This is a genomic window from Sulfitobacter sp. PR48 (genome assembly GCF_028807335.1).
GTDB lineage: Bacteria > Pseudomonadota > Alphaproteobacteria > Rhodobacterales > Rhodobacteraceae > Sulfitobacter.
This window is the reverse complement of the sequence record NZ_JARAMM010000001.1, coordinates 184,361-199,391: the sequence shown is the minus strand read 5'-3', so window position 1 is coordinate 199,391 and position 15,031 is coordinate 184,361. Positions and strand designations below refer to the sequence as shown.

General features: G+C 63.7%; 13 protein-coding genes. 9 read left to right on the top strand and 4 right to left on the bottom strand.

Going from position 1 to position 15,031, the window contains the following annotated elements; genetic code table 11:
- Positions 1 to 2: 2 nt before the first annotated feature.
- From mutL to PVW51_RS00935, 7 genes are all read left to right on the top strand, one after another.
- Positions 3 to 1,847: a DNA mismatch repair endonuclease MutL gene (mutL, locus tag PVW51_RS00965; protein WP_274573244.1), complete on the top strand. Its 1,845-nt coding sequence runs from the start codon at positions 3 to 5 to the stop codon at positions 1,845 to 1,847.
- On the top strand, positions 1,844 to 3,112 hold the full coding sequence (locus PVW51_RS00960; RefSeq protein ID WP_274573243.1) for a DNA recombination protein RmuC: 1,269 nt from the start codon (positions 1,844 to 1,846) through the stop codon (positions 3,110 to 3,112). Before mutL ends, PVW51_RS00960 begins: the two co-directional genes overlap by 4 nt.
- Positions 3,113 to 3,600: 488 nt before the next feature.
- Positions 3,601 to 4,920 (top strand): NAD(P)/FAD-dependent oxidoreductase, encoded by a 1,320-nt coding sequence (locus PVW51_RS00955; protein ID WP_443287247.1) that lies wholly within the window; start codon positions 3,601 to 3,603, stop codon positions 4,918 to 4,920.
- Positions 4,917 to 5,675, top strand: coding sequence for a DUF1365 domain-containing protein (locus tag PVW51_RS00950; protein WP_274573241.1), 759 nt, complete (start codon positions 4,917 to 4,919; stop codon positions 5,673 to 5,675). Before PVW51_RS00955 ends, PVW51_RS00950 begins: the two co-directional genes overlap by 4 nt.
- Positions 5,675 to 6,922, top strand: a complete 1,248-nt coding sequence (locus tag PVW51_RS00945) for an MFS transporter (protein WP_274573240.1) — start codon at positions 5,675 to 5,677, stop codon at positions 6,920 to 6,922. The genes PVW51_RS00950 and PVW51_RS00945 overlap by 1 nt, the downstream gene beginning before the upstream one ends.
- A complete protein-coding gene (locus PVW51_RS00940; RefSeq protein ID WP_274573239.1) occupies positions 6,910 to 7,473 on the top strand; it encodes a DUF3833 family protein in 564 nt (187 codons plus the stop codon). Before PVW51_RS00945 ends, PVW51_RS00940 begins: the two co-directional genes overlap by 13 nt.
- On the top strand, positions 7,470 to 8,201 hold the full coding sequence (locus PVW51_RS00935) for an SDR family NAD(P)-dependent oxidoreductase (RefSeq protein ID WP_274573238.1): 732 nt from the start codon (positions 7,470 to 7,472) through the stop codon (positions 8,199 to 8,201). The genes PVW51_RS00940 and PVW51_RS00935 overlap by 4 nt, the downstream gene beginning before the upstream one ends.
- Positions 8,202 to 8,234: 33 nt before the next feature.
- On the opposite strand, the gene PVW51_RS00930 is transcribed toward PVW51_RS00935, so the two are convergent.
- Complete coding sequence (locus tag PVW51_RS00930) at positions 8,235 to 8,855, bottom strand: glutathione S-transferase family protein (RefSeq protein WP_274573237.1); 621 nt, start codon at positions 8,853 to 8,855, stop codon at positions 8,235 to 8,237.
- 13 nt (positions 8,856 to 8,868) lie between these two features.
- Positions 8,869 to 9,522, bottom strand: coding sequence for a histidine phosphatase family protein (locus PVW51_RS00925; RefSeq protein WP_274573236.1), 654 nt, complete (start codon positions 9,520 to 9,522; stop codon positions 8,869 to 8,871).
- Positions 9,523 to 9,725: 203 nt separating this feature from the next.
- Here PVW51_RS00925 and fdhF point away from each other — a divergent pair, with 203 nt between their 5' ends.
- Together fdhF and PVW51_RS00915 are read left to right on the top strand one after the other, a co-directional pair.
- Complete coding sequence (fdhF, locus tag PVW51_RS00920) at positions 9,726 to 12,494, top strand: formate dehydrogenase subunit alpha (protein WP_274573235.1); 2,769 nt, start codon at positions 9,726 to 9,728, stop codon at positions 12,492 to 12,494.
- 127 nt (positions 12,495 to 12,621) lie between these two features.
- The gene (locus PVW51_RS00915) at positions 12,622 to 13,818 is read left to right on the top strand and encodes a Zn-dependent hydrolase (protein WP_274573234.1); all 1,197 of its coding nucleotides are present in this window, start codon (positions 12,622 to 12,624) and stop codon (positions 13,816 to 13,818) included.
- Between the two features lie 38 nt (positions 13,819 to 13,856).
- On the opposite strand, the gene PVW51_RS00910 is transcribed toward PVW51_RS00915, so the two are convergent.
- Positions 13,857 to 14,330 carry a GNAT family N-acetyltransferase gene (locus PVW51_RS00910; RefSeq protein WP_274573233.1) on the bottom strand — a complete coding sequence of 158 codons (474 nt, stop codon included), beginning with the start codon at positions 14,328 to 14,330 and terminating at the stop codon, positions 13,857 to 13,859.
- Entirely contained in the window at positions 14,321 to 15,031 is a 711-nt protein-coding gene (locus PVW51_RS00905; protein ID WP_114276177.1) for a response regulator transcription factor, read from the bottom strand. The genes PVW51_RS00910 and PVW51_RS00905 overlap by 10 nt, the downstream gene beginning before the upstream one ends.

Genomic DNA, 15,031 nt, shown 5'->3' with positions numbered 1-15,031 from the left:
TAATGTCCCTGGCTCACCCCAATATAGCCGATAATCCCCCGGTCATCCGTCAGCTTGACGATGCCGCGATCAACCGGATCGCCGCCGGTGAGGTCGTCGAGCGGCCCGCTTCGGCGGTCAAGGAACTGGTGGAAAACGCCATCGATGCGGGCGCGCGGCGGATCACGGTGGAATATGCCGATGGCGGCAAGACCCTGATCCGGGTGACGGACGACGGTTGCGGCATCGCGCCGGGTGATCTGGCATTGGCGCTGTCGCGTCACGCGACCTCCAAGATTGATGGTTCGGACCTGCTGAACATCCACACTTTCGGCTTCCGGGGCGAGGCGCTGCCGTCGCTGGGTGCAGTGGGCAGGCTGTGCATCACCAGCCGCGCGGCGGGTCATGACGGGGCCGAGATCACCGTGGCCGGTGGCAAGCAGGGCGATATACGGCCAGCGGCGCTGAACGGCGGGACGGTTGTCACCCTGCGCGACCTGTTCCATGCCACCCCGGCGCGGCTGAAGTTCCTGCGCACCGACCGGGCGGAGGCGCAGGCGATCGGCGACGTGATCAAGCGGCTGGCCATGGCCGAACCCTTTGTCCGTTTCACCCTGCGCGATGTTTCGGGTGACGGGCCGGGCCGCGAGGTGTTCCGCGCCGATGCCGAACAGGGCGAGATGTTCGAGGCCCTGCATGGCCGTCTGGCGCAGGTGCTGGGCCGGGAATTTGCCGACAACTCCCTGCCCATCGACGCGCAGCGCGAGGGGTTGCACCTGACCGGCTTTGCCGCGCTGCCGACCTATTCGCGCGGCTCGGCGGTGGCGCAATATCTTTTCGTCAATGGCCGCCCGGTGCGGGACAAGCTGCTGGTCGGGGCGCTGCGCGGGGCCTACTTCGACTTTCTCAGCCGTGACCGGCATCCGGCGGCGGCGCTGTTCATCGACTGCGAACCGACATTGGTGGACGTCAATGTGCATCCCGCGAAATCCGAGGTGCGGTTTCGCGATCCGGGGCTGGCGCGCGGTCTGATCGTCTCGGCCCTGCGCCATGCGCTGGCAGAGGCGGGGCACCGCGCCTCCACCACCGTTGCCGGGGCGACCCTTGGCGCGATGCGGCCCGAACCCACCGGCGCGCGGGTCTATCAGATGGACCGGCCCAGCCTTGGCGCAAGGGGGGCGGCCCATCAGGCGCAGGCCCCTGCCGGCTTTGCCGAAACCGCAGGCATGTGGGGACGGGTGGAGACACCAGCCGAGCCCGTGACCGAAACCGCCGCGCCGGTGCCCGACTACCCGCTCGGCACAGCGCGTGGGCAGGTGCATGAGAACTACATCATCGCACAAACCGCCACAGGCATGGTGATCGTGGACCAGCATGCCGCGCATGAGCGGCTGGTCTATGAAAAGCTCAAACGCCAGATGGCGGAAAACGGTGTGGCGGCGCAGGCGCTGCTGATCCCGGAGATTGTCGAGCTGTCGGCAGGCGATTGCGCACGCTTGCTGGAGGTGTCGGATGACCTCGCGCGGTTTGGTCTGGGGATCGAGGCATTCGGCGGCAATGCCGTCGCGGTGCGCGAGACGCCTGCGATCCTGGGCACCGTCAATGCCCGCGCGATGCTGCTGGATATTCTGGACGAATTGGCCGACCAGAGCGACAGCAACATCCTGCAGGCCCGGATCGAGGCGATCCTGAGCCGCATCGCCTGTCACGGGTCGATCCGTTCGGGCCGCTGGATGCGGGCGGAAGAGATGAACGCCCTGCTGCGCGAGATGGAGGCGACGCCCCATTCCGGCCAGTGCAACCATGGGCGGCCGACCTATGTGGAACTCAAGCTGGCCGATATCGAGCGGCTGTTCGGACGCACATGATCGAGATTGGCGGCACAATCTACCATTGGAATGACCCGCTTGTGCTGGCTGTTCTTGGGGCGGCGGCGCTGGTCCTGCTGATCCTGATCCTGCTGATCGCGGCGGTGCGCGCGGCGGGCCGGACGGCGCGACTGGCTGCACCCCTGTCGCAGCAGATGCAGGTGCTGGGCGGTCATGTGCAACAACTTGGCGCGGGGCAGGAGCAGCTGCGCGGCGGTTTGCAGATGGTCTCCGACACCCAGGCCAATGCGCAGAGCCAGCTGATACAATCGGTGGAGGCGCGGCTAAATACCGTGCAGTTGCAGATGCAGGAGCGGCTGGCAGAGAATGCCGCACGGTCGCAGCGGTCGCTGACCGAAATGCAGGAGCGGATGAACCAGACCCTGCATGGATCGGCCAAGCAGACCACCACCAGCCTGACGCAATTGCAGGAACGTCTGGCCGCCATTGACAAGGCGCAGGACAATATCACCAAGCTGTCGGGCGATGTGCTGTCCCTGCAGGACATCCTGAGCAACAAGCAGACACGCGGTGCTTTTGGGGAAATCCAGCTGCGCGACATCGTGTCCAAGCAGCTGCCCTCGGACAGCTACAGCCTTCAGCACACGCTGCCCAACGGCAAGCGGGCGGATTGTCTGATCCATCTGCCCAACCCGCCCGGCCCCATCGTGATCGACAGCAAGTTCCCGCTGGAGGCCTATGAGGCGCTGCGCAACGCGAAAACCGACTGGGATCTGAAGAACGCCGTGGCGGCGATGAAGGTCGCGGTGAAGAAACACATCCGCGATATTTCCGAGAAATACATCGTCGAAGGCGAAACGGCGGACGGCGCGCTGATGTTCCTGCCGTCAGAGGCGGTCTATGCCGAGTTGCATGCCAATTTCCCCGAACTGATCCGCGAAGGTTTTGCCGCGCGGGTCTGGATCGTGTCGCCGACCACCTGCATGGCCACGCTGAACACCATGCGCGCTATTCTCAAGGATGCGCGGATGCGCGAACAGGCCGGCGCCATCCGCAAGGAACTGGGTGCGCTGCATGGCGATGTCGAGCGGCTGGTGACACGGGTCGGCAACCTTGACCGTCATTTCGGACAGGCGCGCAAGGATGTGGACGAGATCATGATCAGCTCGGAAAAGGCGTCCAAACGTGCAGGCCGCCTGCATAATTTCGACTTTGAGGAACTGGCCAAGGACGACGCCCCCGGCGTTGTCGTCCCGCTCGACAAGAGCAGACCCGGCCCGATCACAAACCCGTCAGAAACTTGAAGCCGCGCCAACCGGCCTAGGCTCTGGACCCATTAATTCTATATGCTCAGTTTGACAGATTTTTTCGTAGACTAGGAAAATCTGCGCAAGAATAATGGTTCTATTTCAAGCAGATGTGACGCCTCCTCTCGGGACATTGCTGCGCAATGCCCTGCCGGGCAATGGGCTGCGGGAAAATCCGTCAAACCCGAAGGGCGGTGATTTCACTTCATTTCAACGTCTTGGGTCGCTTGCAAATAGAACCACTATTGGCTGCACGCCCCAAACCATTGAAATTTCGTGAAATCGCCGCTGAGCATGTAGAATTAGTGGGTCCAGAGCCTAGTTCTCTTATCGTGGCGTTCTCAAAATGATTTCAGATACGCGCCGTGCCTTGCATGCGGGCTTTGCGCGCGCGCCGAACTTTTTTGCAACTCTTGGGCATCCAGCCTCGTACTTACTGCACGAATCCTTCACTACCGTAACAACTGACAGGAAATCATCACCTTATGCCATTTGAAGCTGTAGCAATGGAGCCGACGCGCGGCGGATCGCCCCGGCGCAGGATTGCCGTCATCGGCGCTGGTATCTCGGGCATGGGGGCGGCACACAGGCTGGCTGACAGCCACCACGTGACCCTGTTCGAAAGCGCGGCGCGGCTGGGTGGGCATGCCCGCACGGTGATCGCCGGCAAGAACGGGGATCAGCCGGTCGATACCGGGTTTATCGTGTTCAACTATGCCAATTACCCCAATCTCGCGGCGCTGTTCGATGAACTGGACGTGCCGGTCGTGAAATCGAACATGAGCTTTGGCGCTTCCATCGACGGCGGGCGGATCGAATATGCGCTGACCAGCCTGAACGCGGTCTTTGCGCAGCGGCGCAATGCCCTGAACCCGCGTTTCATCGCCATGCTGCGGGACATTTTCAGGTTCAACAAACATGCCACCCGCGTGGCCAGCGACCAGACGCTGACCATCAGCGAATTCCTGTCGGTGCTGGGCACGGGGCGCTATTTCAAGGACTACTACCTGTCACCTCTGTCTGGCGCGATCTGGTCGACGCCGACGGAAAAGATCATGGATTTCCCGGCCTACGCGATGGTTGATTTCTTTCGCAACCATGCGCTGCTGGGCTATTCCGGCCAGCACCAGTGGTACACTGTCCAGGGCGGCTCTTTGAGCTATGTCAGCCGGCTGGAGGCCGCGATGCGCGCCAGGCGCGTGGACATCCGGCTGAACGCGGCGGTGCAGGCCGTGCGCCGGTTGGAGCCGGGGGTGCAGATCAAGACCTGGGGCGGCGACTGGGAAACCTTCGATGAAGTGATATTTGCCACCCATTCGGACGATACGCTGGCGATGCTGGCAGATCCCGATCAGGCGGAGCAGGCCAGCCTTGGCGCGATCCGGTATCAGCCCAACGACATCACCCTGCATGCCGATGCCCGGATGATGCCCAGCCGGCGGTCCACCTGGGCCTCCTGGGTCTATACCGAAGACAGCAATACCACATCGGAGCGGATTGACCTGACCTATTGGATGAATTCGCTGCAGCCGATCCCGATGGAGGATCCGCATTTTGTCACCCTGAACACCAGGCGCAGGATCCGTGAGGAACTGATCTATGATCAGGTGACCCTGCGCCATCCGGTCTATGACCTGGCAGCGCTTGCGGCGCAGAAAAGGATCGCCACCACCAACGGCAACCGCAACACATGGTTCTGCGGTGCCTGGATGCGCAATGGTTTCCACGAGGACGGGCTGGCAAGCGCATTGGAGGTGGCCGACCGGATCGAACGGGGCGCCGCCCTGCCCATCGCCGCTGAATGAGGGGATCGGTCGATCATATCGTCGGTCAGACCTTTCACGGGCGCAAGGGGGCGACAAGGAACGCCTTTCGCTACGCCATCGACTACGTCTTGTGCGACGCGGAAACCGCACCGGAGACGCCGGGGCTGTTTTGCCGCAACGGGGCGGGGCTGACCTCGCTTCTCGACCGTGACCATGGCGGCGCGCCGCATCGGGGCCGTGGCGCAAAATGGGTGCGCGACGTGCTGGCGGCGCATCGGATCGGCGGCGTGCGCACCATCGAGATTCTGGCCCAGCCCCGGGTCCTCGGCTTTGTCTTCAACCCGGTCAGTTTCTGGCTTTGCCGGGATGATGCGGGCGCGCTGATCACGGTGATTGCAGAGGTGACGAATACCTATGGCGACCGGCATTGCTATCTGTGCCGGAACGAGGACCTTCGCCCGATCGCGGCGGAGGACCATCTGACATCGACCAAGATTTTCCATGTCTCGCCGTTCCAGCCGGTGGAAGGCACCTATACCTTCCGCTTTGACATCCGGGCGGACCGGATCGGCATCTGGATCGATTACACAGCCGGAAACGGCGGGCTGATCGCGACGCTGACAGGCAGGCGCAAACCGCTGACCAATGCGGGTATCCTGCGCGCGATCCTGCGGCGTCCGTTTGGCGCGCGGCGGGTATTGGCGCTGATCCACTGGCAGGCGGTCAAGCTGTGGTGGAAAGGCGCGACATTCCGTGCACGCCCCCTGCCGCCCGAGAAAGAAGTCAGCCGCTGATGCCGGTCCGGGCGCGGCGGCTTCCGTCTTATGCGCTTTTTGCGGCGCTGCTGTCGGCGGCCGGGCTGCCCGTCTATATCCATGCGCCGAAATTCTACGTTGACGAATATGGTGTCTCGCTTGCGGCGCTGGGGGCCGTGCTGTTCGGGTTGCGCCTGCTGGACGTGGTGCAGGACCCGCTGCTGGGAGGTCTGTCGGAAAGGATGCGCAGGCATCGCGGCGCGGCAGTGGCCATCGGGGCCTTCGTGATGGCCGCCGCCATGCTGGGGCTGTTTGCCGTGCCGCCACCGATCCTGCCCATCGCCTGGTTCGGAATCATGCTGACGCTGGTGTTTTCCGGTTTCAGCTTTCTGACAATCTGCTTTTACGCCCAGGGTGTGTCCAAGGCGGACAGCCTGCCGGGGCGCGGTCATCTGGCCCTTGCGCGCTGGCGCGAGACCGGGGCGCTGCTGGGCGTCTGTGTCGCCTCTGTCGCACCGGTGGGGCTGGGCGTGGTCATGGGGGCGCCCTTTGCGGGTTACGCGACCGGTTTTGCGGTGCTGGCACTGGCCAGCGTGCTTGCCATGAGCGGCGAGTGGCGCGATGCGGGGCTGCCACCTTCGACCGGGTTTGCCACCATCCTGCGCGACCCGGTGGCGCGGCAGCTGCTGCTGATCGCGCTGTTCAACGCAGCGCCGGTGGCGGTAACCTCAACCCTGTTCCTGTTCTATGTGGAAATCGCGCTGGAGGCGGCGGGCTGGGAAGGGCCGCTGCTGCTGTTGTTCTTCCTGTCCGCTGCCGGCGCGGCCCCGTGCTGGGGGCTGCTCGCCGAAAGATTCGGTGGCAGGCGGGTTTTGCTGGCGGCAATGGCGCTGGGGATCGTGGCCTTCGGAGGCGCGCTGTTTCTCGGGCCCGGCGATGTGGCCGTTTTTGCGGTGATCTGTATCGCCTCGGGCGCGGTGCTGGGCGCGGACCTGACCCTGCTGCCCGCGATGTTCGCAACACGCATGGCCAGGGTCTCGCCTTCTGCTGCCGAGGGGTTCGGGCTGTGGTCCTTTGTTTCAAAGTTCACATTGGCATTTGCCGCGATTGCCCTACTTCCATTGCTTGAGGGGGCCGGGCTGCGCACGGGTGACGCGTCCAGCCCCCCGCAGGCCACGCGGCTGCTGATCATTTTTTACGCCGGCGTGCCCTGTGCGCTGAAACTGATTGCGATCGGCCTGTTGAGCCGAATGAATGCGATTGAGGACATTTCATGGAAGCAATGATTTTCCTGTTGATTGGTGTGGCCCTGACGAGCATCGCGGTGCTGCTGCGCAGGCGGTTTGCCGAGTTTCCCGGTCAGCATCCCGAAGACTACAGCGAAGGGTTCCCCGCCTTCGACATGCAGCACCACCTGAACGGCGAGATGATCTGCGAAGGTGTGATCTTTGGCCCGCTGGGACGCGTGACCAGTTCTTTCGTGGCGGATTTCGACATCCGGTGGGAGGGCGAGACTGCCGTGATGACAGAGCGATTCCGCTACAACGACGGCAGCGTTCAGGACCGGACATGGCATATCGTCCTGAAGGACAACGGTGCATTTACGGCCACGGCCGAGGATGTGCCGGGGCATGGCGCGGGCAGCGTGACCGGGTCTGCGGCGTTGATCCGCTATGACATCATCCTGCCCCCCGAAAGCGGTGGTCACCGGCTGCGCACGGTCGACTGGATGTATCTGACACCCGACGGAACCATCGTGAACCGCAGCCAGTTCCGCAAATACGGGATCAAGGTGGCAGAGCTGATCGCCACCATCCGGCCAAAGGAGAGACGATGACGGGGTTTCAGTCGAAACGATACTGGCTAGTGGGTGCGAGCGGCGGGCTGGGTGCCGCTTTGGCGCAAAAGCTGAGCCGCGCAGGGGCCGAGGTGATCGTTTCCGCCCGGTCCGAAGGCAAGCTCGCTGCGCTGGTTGCTGAATTGCCCGGCAAGGCCAGTTTCCAGACTGTCGATGTCACGGACGCAGAGAGCGTGAAGGCGGCGGCAGAGGCCGTGGGGCAGATTGACGGCATCGTCTATCTGGCCGGTGTCTATTGGCCCTTTGGTGCGCGGGACTGGAACGCGGAACAGGCAACCGCCATGGCAGATGTGAATTTCACCGGGCTGATGCGTGTCATGGGGCAGGTGGTGCCGGGGATGGTGGACCGCGATTCCGGACATATCGTCATCACCTCCAGTCTCACGGGGTTTCGCGGATTGCCCGGCTCCATCGGCTATACCGCGTCCAAGGCTGCCACCATGTCGCTGGCCGAATGCATGTATGCCGACCTGCGCAAGACCGGCGTCCGGGTGCAGGTGGTCAACCCCGGTTTCATCAGGACCCAGCTGACCGAAAAGAACAATTTCCGGATGCCCTTCATCATGACGCCTGAAGAGGCCGCGCAGCAGGTGATCGAACATATGGGCACGGACAGGTTCAAGAAGAGCTTTCCATGGCTTTTCTCGACCCTGTTCCGCATCAGCCAGTTCCTGCCCGACTGGCTGTATTTCCGCATTTTCTCCTAGTGCAGCGCGGCGCAGTTCAGGTGTGCCTTGCTGTCAGAGCATCCCCTTGGCGCGTATGGTCCTGACGCTTTCGCGGCTTTCCATCCGGGCCAGAAAGGCCTCGATCCGGGGGAAGTCGGCGACCGTGACGCCATCACCCGCCAGCCAGTTGCAAACGATGAAAAGATAGGGGTCGGCGATGGTCAGCGCATCCCCGCAGACATAATCGCCGCGCAGGCATTCTGCTTCGACATAGGCGGCGCAGGCGGCCATGGTCTGCGGCACCTTTGCCTTCATGTCGTCAAAGCTGGATTGGGCATCGGCCCAGCGACTGCCCCGCATCTTGTGGGCATGGGCGACATGCATGGTTGAGGCAAGGTAATACATGACACCGCGCATATGGGCCGCTGATTGCGCATCCGCGGGCAGGAGCCCCGCCTGTGGTGCAAGGGCGGCAATATAGTCCAGCAAGGCGCCGGTTTCGGTCATCACCGTGCCGTCATCGCCGATCAGCGCCGGCACCCGGCCCTTGGGGTTGATCGCCAGGTAAGGTTCCCTGGTCTGTTCCGCATTGGCGAAATCGACCTTGACGCCTTCATAGGCGAGCGCGGCTTCTTCCAGGCCGATGGCCACTGCGATGGAAATCGTGCCGGGAGCGTAAAAGAGTTTCAGCATGAGATGCGTCCTTTCAGATATGGGTTTGGGCACTGCGGCGGTCTGGCCTGTCCAGATGCGGCACCGCGTTGAACAGCACCGGAGACCAATGGCCGCCGATGGGAAAGAGCCGGTGCATGGAGGTATGCATGATCGCCAGCGCGATGCGCGCCATCGCCGGGATGCCAAGGCCCATGGCCTGGGCCATCACCATGGAAATCAGCCCGCCCGAGGTCACCACCAGCGCGGGCCCGTGACCGGAAGCAATCTCTTGCAGGGCGTCTTCGATCCGGGTGTGGAAACTGTCCCAGGTTTCCGGCGCCTCTTCGATCATGCCGTCCTGCCAGTGCTGGAACACGGTGGGCAGATGCGAGGTAAAGGCCCCCTGTTCGGTCGGAAAGGCGATGCCGTGCTGCGCCTCCAGCAGCGAGGCAAGCGTGAAATACTCCAGCTCGTTCAGGCGGGGGTCGCGGATGGGTTCCAGCCCGGTGCCCATGCCTTCGGCGGTCTCGATGTGCCGGGTGAGCGTGCCGGTGTAGAGCCGCGTGTGATGGGTTTCGGTCTGGCGCAGGTGATCGCCCAGCCAGGCGGCCTGTTCATGACCAAGCGGGCTGAGCTTGTCATAGCTCAGCTCGTCCTTGGCGCCGGAATTTGCCTGACCGTGACGGATAAGGGTGATGTGGGACATGGGACACCTGCCTGTTTCTGCCTTGATAGGCGAGCAGCGCGCCACTGGAAAGCGCGGTATGGGTATTTGGCCGCGTGATGGGGAAACCATGACGCCTGTCGGAAACACCGGGTGGCGCAAAACCGGGGGGGTGTGTCGGGATTGGGACTCCTGACCTGCACCGGATTTCGTTATAGGTTGGGGGCGCATGCGAGGAGACGGCAATGGCTGAGAAGATCACATTCACACTCGACGGCAAAACCGTGGAGGCCGAGGCGGGCTTGACGATCTGGGAAGTCGCCAACGGGCGCGGCCTGAAGATCCCGCATCTGTGCCACAAGCCCGCCCCCGGCTACCGCCCCGATGGCAACTGCCGCGCCTGCATGGTCGAGATCGAGGGCGAGCGCGTGCTGGCGGCAAGCTGCATCCGCGAACCTGCAGAGGGCATGGTCGTGACCACCAACAACGCGCGTGCGGAAAATGCGCGCAGGATGGTGGTGGAGCTGCTGATGGCAGATCAGCCGGAACATGACGTCAGCCACGACAAGTCCAGCCACCTGTGGGACATGGCCGCGATGAACGGGGTCGAAGCCAGCCGCTTTCCCAAGCTGGAAGAAGGCCGCATCCCGCTGCTGGACGACAGCCATGTGGCGATGAGCGTGAATCTGGATGCCTGCATTCAATGCGGGCTTTGCGTACGCGCCTGCCGCGAAGTGCAGGTGAACGACGTGATCGGCATGTCGGGCCGCGGCCATGATGCCTATCCGACCTTCGACATGGCCGATCCGATGGGCGCCTCCACCTGCGTGGCCTGCGGCGAATGTGTGCAGGCCTGCCCCACCGGCGCGCTGATGCCCGCCACGGTGGTGGATGCCGATCAGGTGGGTGATTCCGCAGATTTCGATTCCGAGGTGGACAGCATCTGCCCCTTCTGCGGTGTCGGCTGCCAGATCTCGCTCAAGGTCAAGGATGGCAAGGTCAAATACGTCGAGGGCATCAACGGCCCCGCGAACGAGGGGCGGCTCTGCGTCAAGGGCCGGTTCGGATTTGACTATATCCACCACGATCACCGCCTGACCAAGCCGCTGATCCGCCGCGAGGACGCGCCGCCCAAGGGGCTGAACGTCGATCCCGGCAACTGGTCACAATTCTTTCGCGAAGCCAGCTGGGACGAGGCGCTGGATTTTGCCGCCAAGGGTCTGAAGGACATCGGCGGCCGGGGTGTGGCTGGCTTTGGCTCGGCCAAATGCACCAATGAGGAGGCCTATCTGTTCCAGAAGCTGATCCGCCAGGGCTTTGGACACAACAACGTCGATCACTGCACCCGGCTTTGCCATGCCTCCAGCGTGGCGGCCCTGATGGAGAACGTCGGTTCCGGCGCGGTGACCGCAACCTTCAACGAGATCGAGAATGCGGATGTGGCGATTGCCATCGGCTGCAACCCGATCGAGAACCACCCCGTTGCCGCGACCTATTTCAAGCAGTTCACCAAGCGCGGTGGCAAGCTGATCGTGATGGACCCGCGCGGCCAGGCGCTGAAACGGTTCTCCAGCCATATGCTGCAGTTCCGGCCCGGCACCGATGTGTCGATGCTGAATGCGATCATGCATGTGATCGTGGAGGAAGGGCTTTACGACCAGCAGTATATCGAAGCCTACACCGAGAACTGGGAGGCGGAGAAAGAGCACCTGAAGGATTTCACCCCGGAGAAGATGGCACCGATCTGCGGCATCGACGCCGAGACCCTGCGCGATGTGGCACGGACCTTTGCCGGGGCGAAGGCGGCGATGATTTTCTGGGGCATGGGTGTCAGCCAGCACATCCACGGCACCGACAACTCGCGCTGCCTGATTTCACTGGCGCTGATGACCGGGCAGGTCGGGCGGCCCGGCGCGGGCCTGCACCCCTTGCGGGGGCAGAACAACGTGCAGGGCGCGTCGGATGCGGGGCTGATCCCGATGTTCCTGCCGGACTACCAGTCGGTCATGGATGACGGCGTGCGTTCCGCCTTTACCGATGTCTGGAAATCCGGGGATTTCTCGGCCGAGAAGGGGCTGACCGTGACCGAGATCATGGATGCGGTGCATGACGGCGATATCCGGGGCATGTATGTGCTGGGCGAAAACCCGGCAATGTCCGACCCGGATGTGGAGCATGCGCGCGATGCGCTGGCCAAGCTGGAACATCTGGTGGTGCAGGACATCTTCATCACCGAGACGGCGAATTATGCCGATGTGATCCTGCCCGCCAGCGCCTTTGCGGAGAAATCGGGGACCGTGACCAATACCAACCGGCAGGTGCAGATGGGCCGGGCGGCGGTGGCCCCTCCGGGCGAGGCGCGCGAGGATTGGTGGATTGAGGTGGAACTGGCAAGGCGGCTGGGGCTGGGCTGGTCCTACGACAGCCCGGCGGATGTTTTTGCCGAGATGAAGCTGAACATGCGGTCGCTGAACAACATCACCTGGGACCGGCTGAGCCGCGAGAATGCGGTGACCTATCCGTCGCTGAGCGAGACCGATCCGGGGCAGGCCATCGTCTTTGCCGATGGGTTCCCGCGCCCCGATGGCCGCGCGCGGTTCACGCCTGCCAGCATCATCGCGCCTGACGATGTGCCGGATGCGGATTATCCGATGATCCTGACCACGGGGCGTCAGCTGGAGCATTGGCACACCGGGTCGATGACCCGCCGCGCCACCGTGCTGGACGGGCTGGAGCCGGAGGCGAATTGTTCGCTGCACCCCAGCACGCTGCGCAAGCTGGGGGTTGCCCCGGGCGAGCACGTGCGCCTGAGCACCAAGCGTGGCAGCATCGAGATCATGGCCCGCGAGGACCGGGCGGTGTCTCCCGACATGGTGTTCCTGCCCTTCGCCTATGTCGAGGCGGCAGCAAACATCCTGACCAACCCGGCGGTGGACCCCTATGGCAAGATCCCCGAGTTCAAGTTCTCTGCCGTGAAGGTCGAGGCGGTGACGGGCGCTGTCGCGGCGCAGTGAACCTGCCGCAGTGTTGATCGGCTGGTGCGCGCCCTTGCGGGCGCGCATGCGATTTTATCCTTGCTGATGAGGGGCGCTGCCCCTCAAACTCCCCGGGAATATTTGCAGCCAAAAAGAGGAAAATACTATGAAGATCAATGCGGAGAGATTTCTGGCGGACCTTCATGCGCTGCGGGAATTTGGTGCCTCGGGTGTGGGCAAAGGGGTGGTCCGGCCCGCCTATACGCCGGCCGATCTGGCCGCGCGGCAGTGGCTGGCGGGGCGTTTCGAGGACGCCGGGTTGCAGGTGGCCATGGACGGGATGGGAAACCTCTTTGGCCTGGCTGAGGGGCCTTCGCTGCTGATGGGGTCGCATTCGGACAGCCAGCCGGAGGGCGGCTGGCTGGATGGTGCGCTGGGTGTCGTGGCGGCGCTGGAAGTGGCGCGGGCCAGCCGGGAAGCGGGGGGACCGGCCATATCGGTAGTCTCTTTCCAGGATGAGGAAGGGCGCTTTGGCGTCACCACCGGGTCGGCGGTCTGGTCGGGGCATCTGTCGCAGGCGGATGCGGATGTGCTGACGGATCATGCGGGTGTCACGCTGGCCGATGCGCGGTCGGCGATGGCCGGGATGGTCACCGGGCCGGTGGACCCGTCGCGCTTTACCGGGTTCATCGAGATGCACATCGAGCAGGGGCCGACGCTGGATTCTTCCGGCGAGCAGATTGGCGTGGTCTCTGACATCGTGGGCATTCGCGACATGAAGGTGACCTTCGAAGGCCAGCAGAACCATGCGGGCACGACCCCGATGCATCTGCGCAAGGATGCTTTCCAGGCGGTCTCGGCGTTCAATACCCTGCTGGAAGAGCGGTTTCGCAATGTGGTGACCCCGGCGACGGTCTGGACCATCGGGCATGTGTCCCTGCATCCCAATGCTTCCTCCATCGTGCCGGGAAAGGCTGTCTTTTCAATGCAGTGGCGCGACGGTGACAGGGACCGGCTGGCCCGGATGGAGGCGATCATCCGCGACACAGCGCAGGAAATCGCGGAGACCCGGGGCATGGCATTGTCCTATGGTCCGCTGTTGGGACTGGCGCCGGTGCGGATGGATGCGGGGCTGCGGGGGGCGCTGGAGGCCGGGGCGGAGGCGGTGGCGCCGGGGCAGTGGCGGGTGATGCCCTCGGGTGCGCTGCATGACGCCACGAATGTGTCGCGGCTGATGCCGGTAGCGATGCTTTTTGTCCCATCAATCAATGGGATAAGTCATGCCTTCGAGGAGGATACCGCCGAGGGTGACCTGGTGGCCGGGGTTGCGGTTCTGGCGCGGGCTGTGGCGGAACTGGGCTGACACAGGCGCTGCACAAGCTGTACACAGCCCGTGCACCGTCAGCCGCCCACGGATTTGCGGAATGTGATCGAGGTGGGCCGCGTGTAACCGGGATGCGCGGTTCGGGCGATTTCAGCATATCCGGCTGCGGCAAAGAGGGCGTGATTCTCGACCAGTTCGACACGGCTTTGCAATTCGACCGCCCCGAGGCCGAGGTCGCGGGCACGGTGCTCTGCATGGTCGAGCAGGCGGCGCGCGTACCCTTGTCGGCGCGCATCGGGATGGACCGCCAGTTTCCCCAGATAGAGCAGCTGCGGCCTGGGGGTCAGGATCACACAGGCCAGGGGCGGCGTGCCGAGGGACCAGATTTCGCTGGTGGCGGCATCATCGTTCAATCCGGCCAGGGTCATCCGCAGCATCGAGGAGGGCGGGTCGATGCGGCCCTCCATCGGGGCAAAGCAGTTCCGGATCAGATCGAGGATCGCGGCCAGTGCCGGGTCATCCGGCCCGTGCCGCTGCGGTGTCAGCCCCATGTGACATCACCCAGAAAGATGTAGCCCGCGCCATAGATCGTCTTGATCAGCTGCGGGTTCTTGGGGTCTTCGCTGAGCTTGGTGCGCAGGCGCGAGATGCGCACATCCATTGCCCGGTCAAAACTTTCGGAGGCGGCGCCGCCCAGGCTTTCCTGCATCTGCGCCCGGCTGATCAGACGTTTGGGGCTGTCGAGGAAGAGGCGCAGGACCTCGCCTTCGGCATGGGAAAACGGGGTTTCCGCGCCTTCGGCATTTTCCAGCACGTAGCGGTCGAAATGTGCGGTCCAGCCGTTGAAACGGGCGGTGTCACCGGCCTGGGGGTTGGGCCGGGTGCTGCGCAGGCGGGCGCGGATGCGCGCGACCACTTCCGCCGGATCGAAGGGTTTGATGATGTAATCGTCCGCACCCAGTTCCAGCCCGGTCACACGGTCCTGCACTTCGGCCCGGCCCGAGATGATGATGACGATGGCGCCCTGTTCCAGCGCCAGCCGGTGAACCAGCGTCAGGCCATCGGTGTCGGGCAGGCTGAGGTCCACCAGGCAGACATCCGGGCGGTGCCGGGACAGCGCCGCCTCGAAGGCGCGGGCGCGGCCGAAGCTGAGGGTGTCGAACCCCGATTCCTCCAGCGCCTCAGCCAGCATGGTACGGATTTCGGGCTCGTCATCGAGGATGGTAACCAGGGGGCGTTCCTTGGCAGTCAT

Coding starts and splice junctions, on each gene's coding strand:
- PVW51_RS00935 (WP_274573238.1), top strand. CDS start 7,470: ATGACGGGGTTTCAGTCGAAACGATACTGGCTAGTGGGTGCGAGCGGC.
- PVW51_RS00955 (WP_443287247.1), top strand. CDS start 3,601: ATGCCATTTGAAGCTGTAGCAATGGAGCCGACGCGCGGCGGATCGCCC.
- PVW51_RS00905 (WP_114276177.1), bottom strand. CDS start 15,031: ATGACTGCCAAGGAACGCCCCCTGGTTACCATCCTCGATGACGAGCCC.
- PVW51_RS00945 (WP_274573240.1), top strand. CDS start 5,675: ATGCCGGTCCGGGCGCGGCGGCTTCCGTCTTATGCGCTTTTTGCGGCG.
- PVW51_RS00930 (WP_274573237.1), bottom strand. CDS start 8,855: ATGCTGAAACTCTTTTACGCTCCCGGCACGATTTCCATCGCAGTGGCC.
- PVW51_RS00915 (WP_274573234.1), top strand. CDS start 12,622: ATGAAGATCAATGCGGAGAGATTTCTGGCGGACCTTCATGCGCTGCGG.
- PVW51_RS00960 (WP_274573243.1), top strand. CDS start 1,844: ATGATCGAGATTGGCGGCACAATCTACCATTGGAATGACCCGCTTGTG.
- PVW51_RS00925 (WP_274573236.1), bottom strand. CDS start 9,522: ATGTCCCACATCACCCTTATCCGTCACGGTCAGGCAAATTCCGGCGCC.
- PVW51_RS00950 (WP_274573241.1), top strand. CDS start 4,917: ATGAGGGGATCGGTCGATCATATCGTCGGTCAGACCTTTCACGGGCGC.
- PVW51_RS00940 (WP_274573239.1), top strand. CDS start 6,910: ATGGAAGCAATGATTTTCCTGTTGATTGGTGTGGCCCTGACGAGCATC.
- fdhF (WP_274573235.1), top strand. CDS start 9,726: ATGGCTGAGAAGATCACATTCACACTCGACGGCAAAACCGTGGAGGCC.
- mutL (WP_274573244.1), top strand. CDS start 3: ATGTCCCTGGCTCACCCCAATATAGCCGATAATCCCCCGGTCATCCGT.
- PVW51_RS00910 (WP_274573233.1), bottom strand. CDS start 14,330: ATGGGGCTGACACCGCAGCGGCACGGGCCGGATGACCCGGCACTGGCC.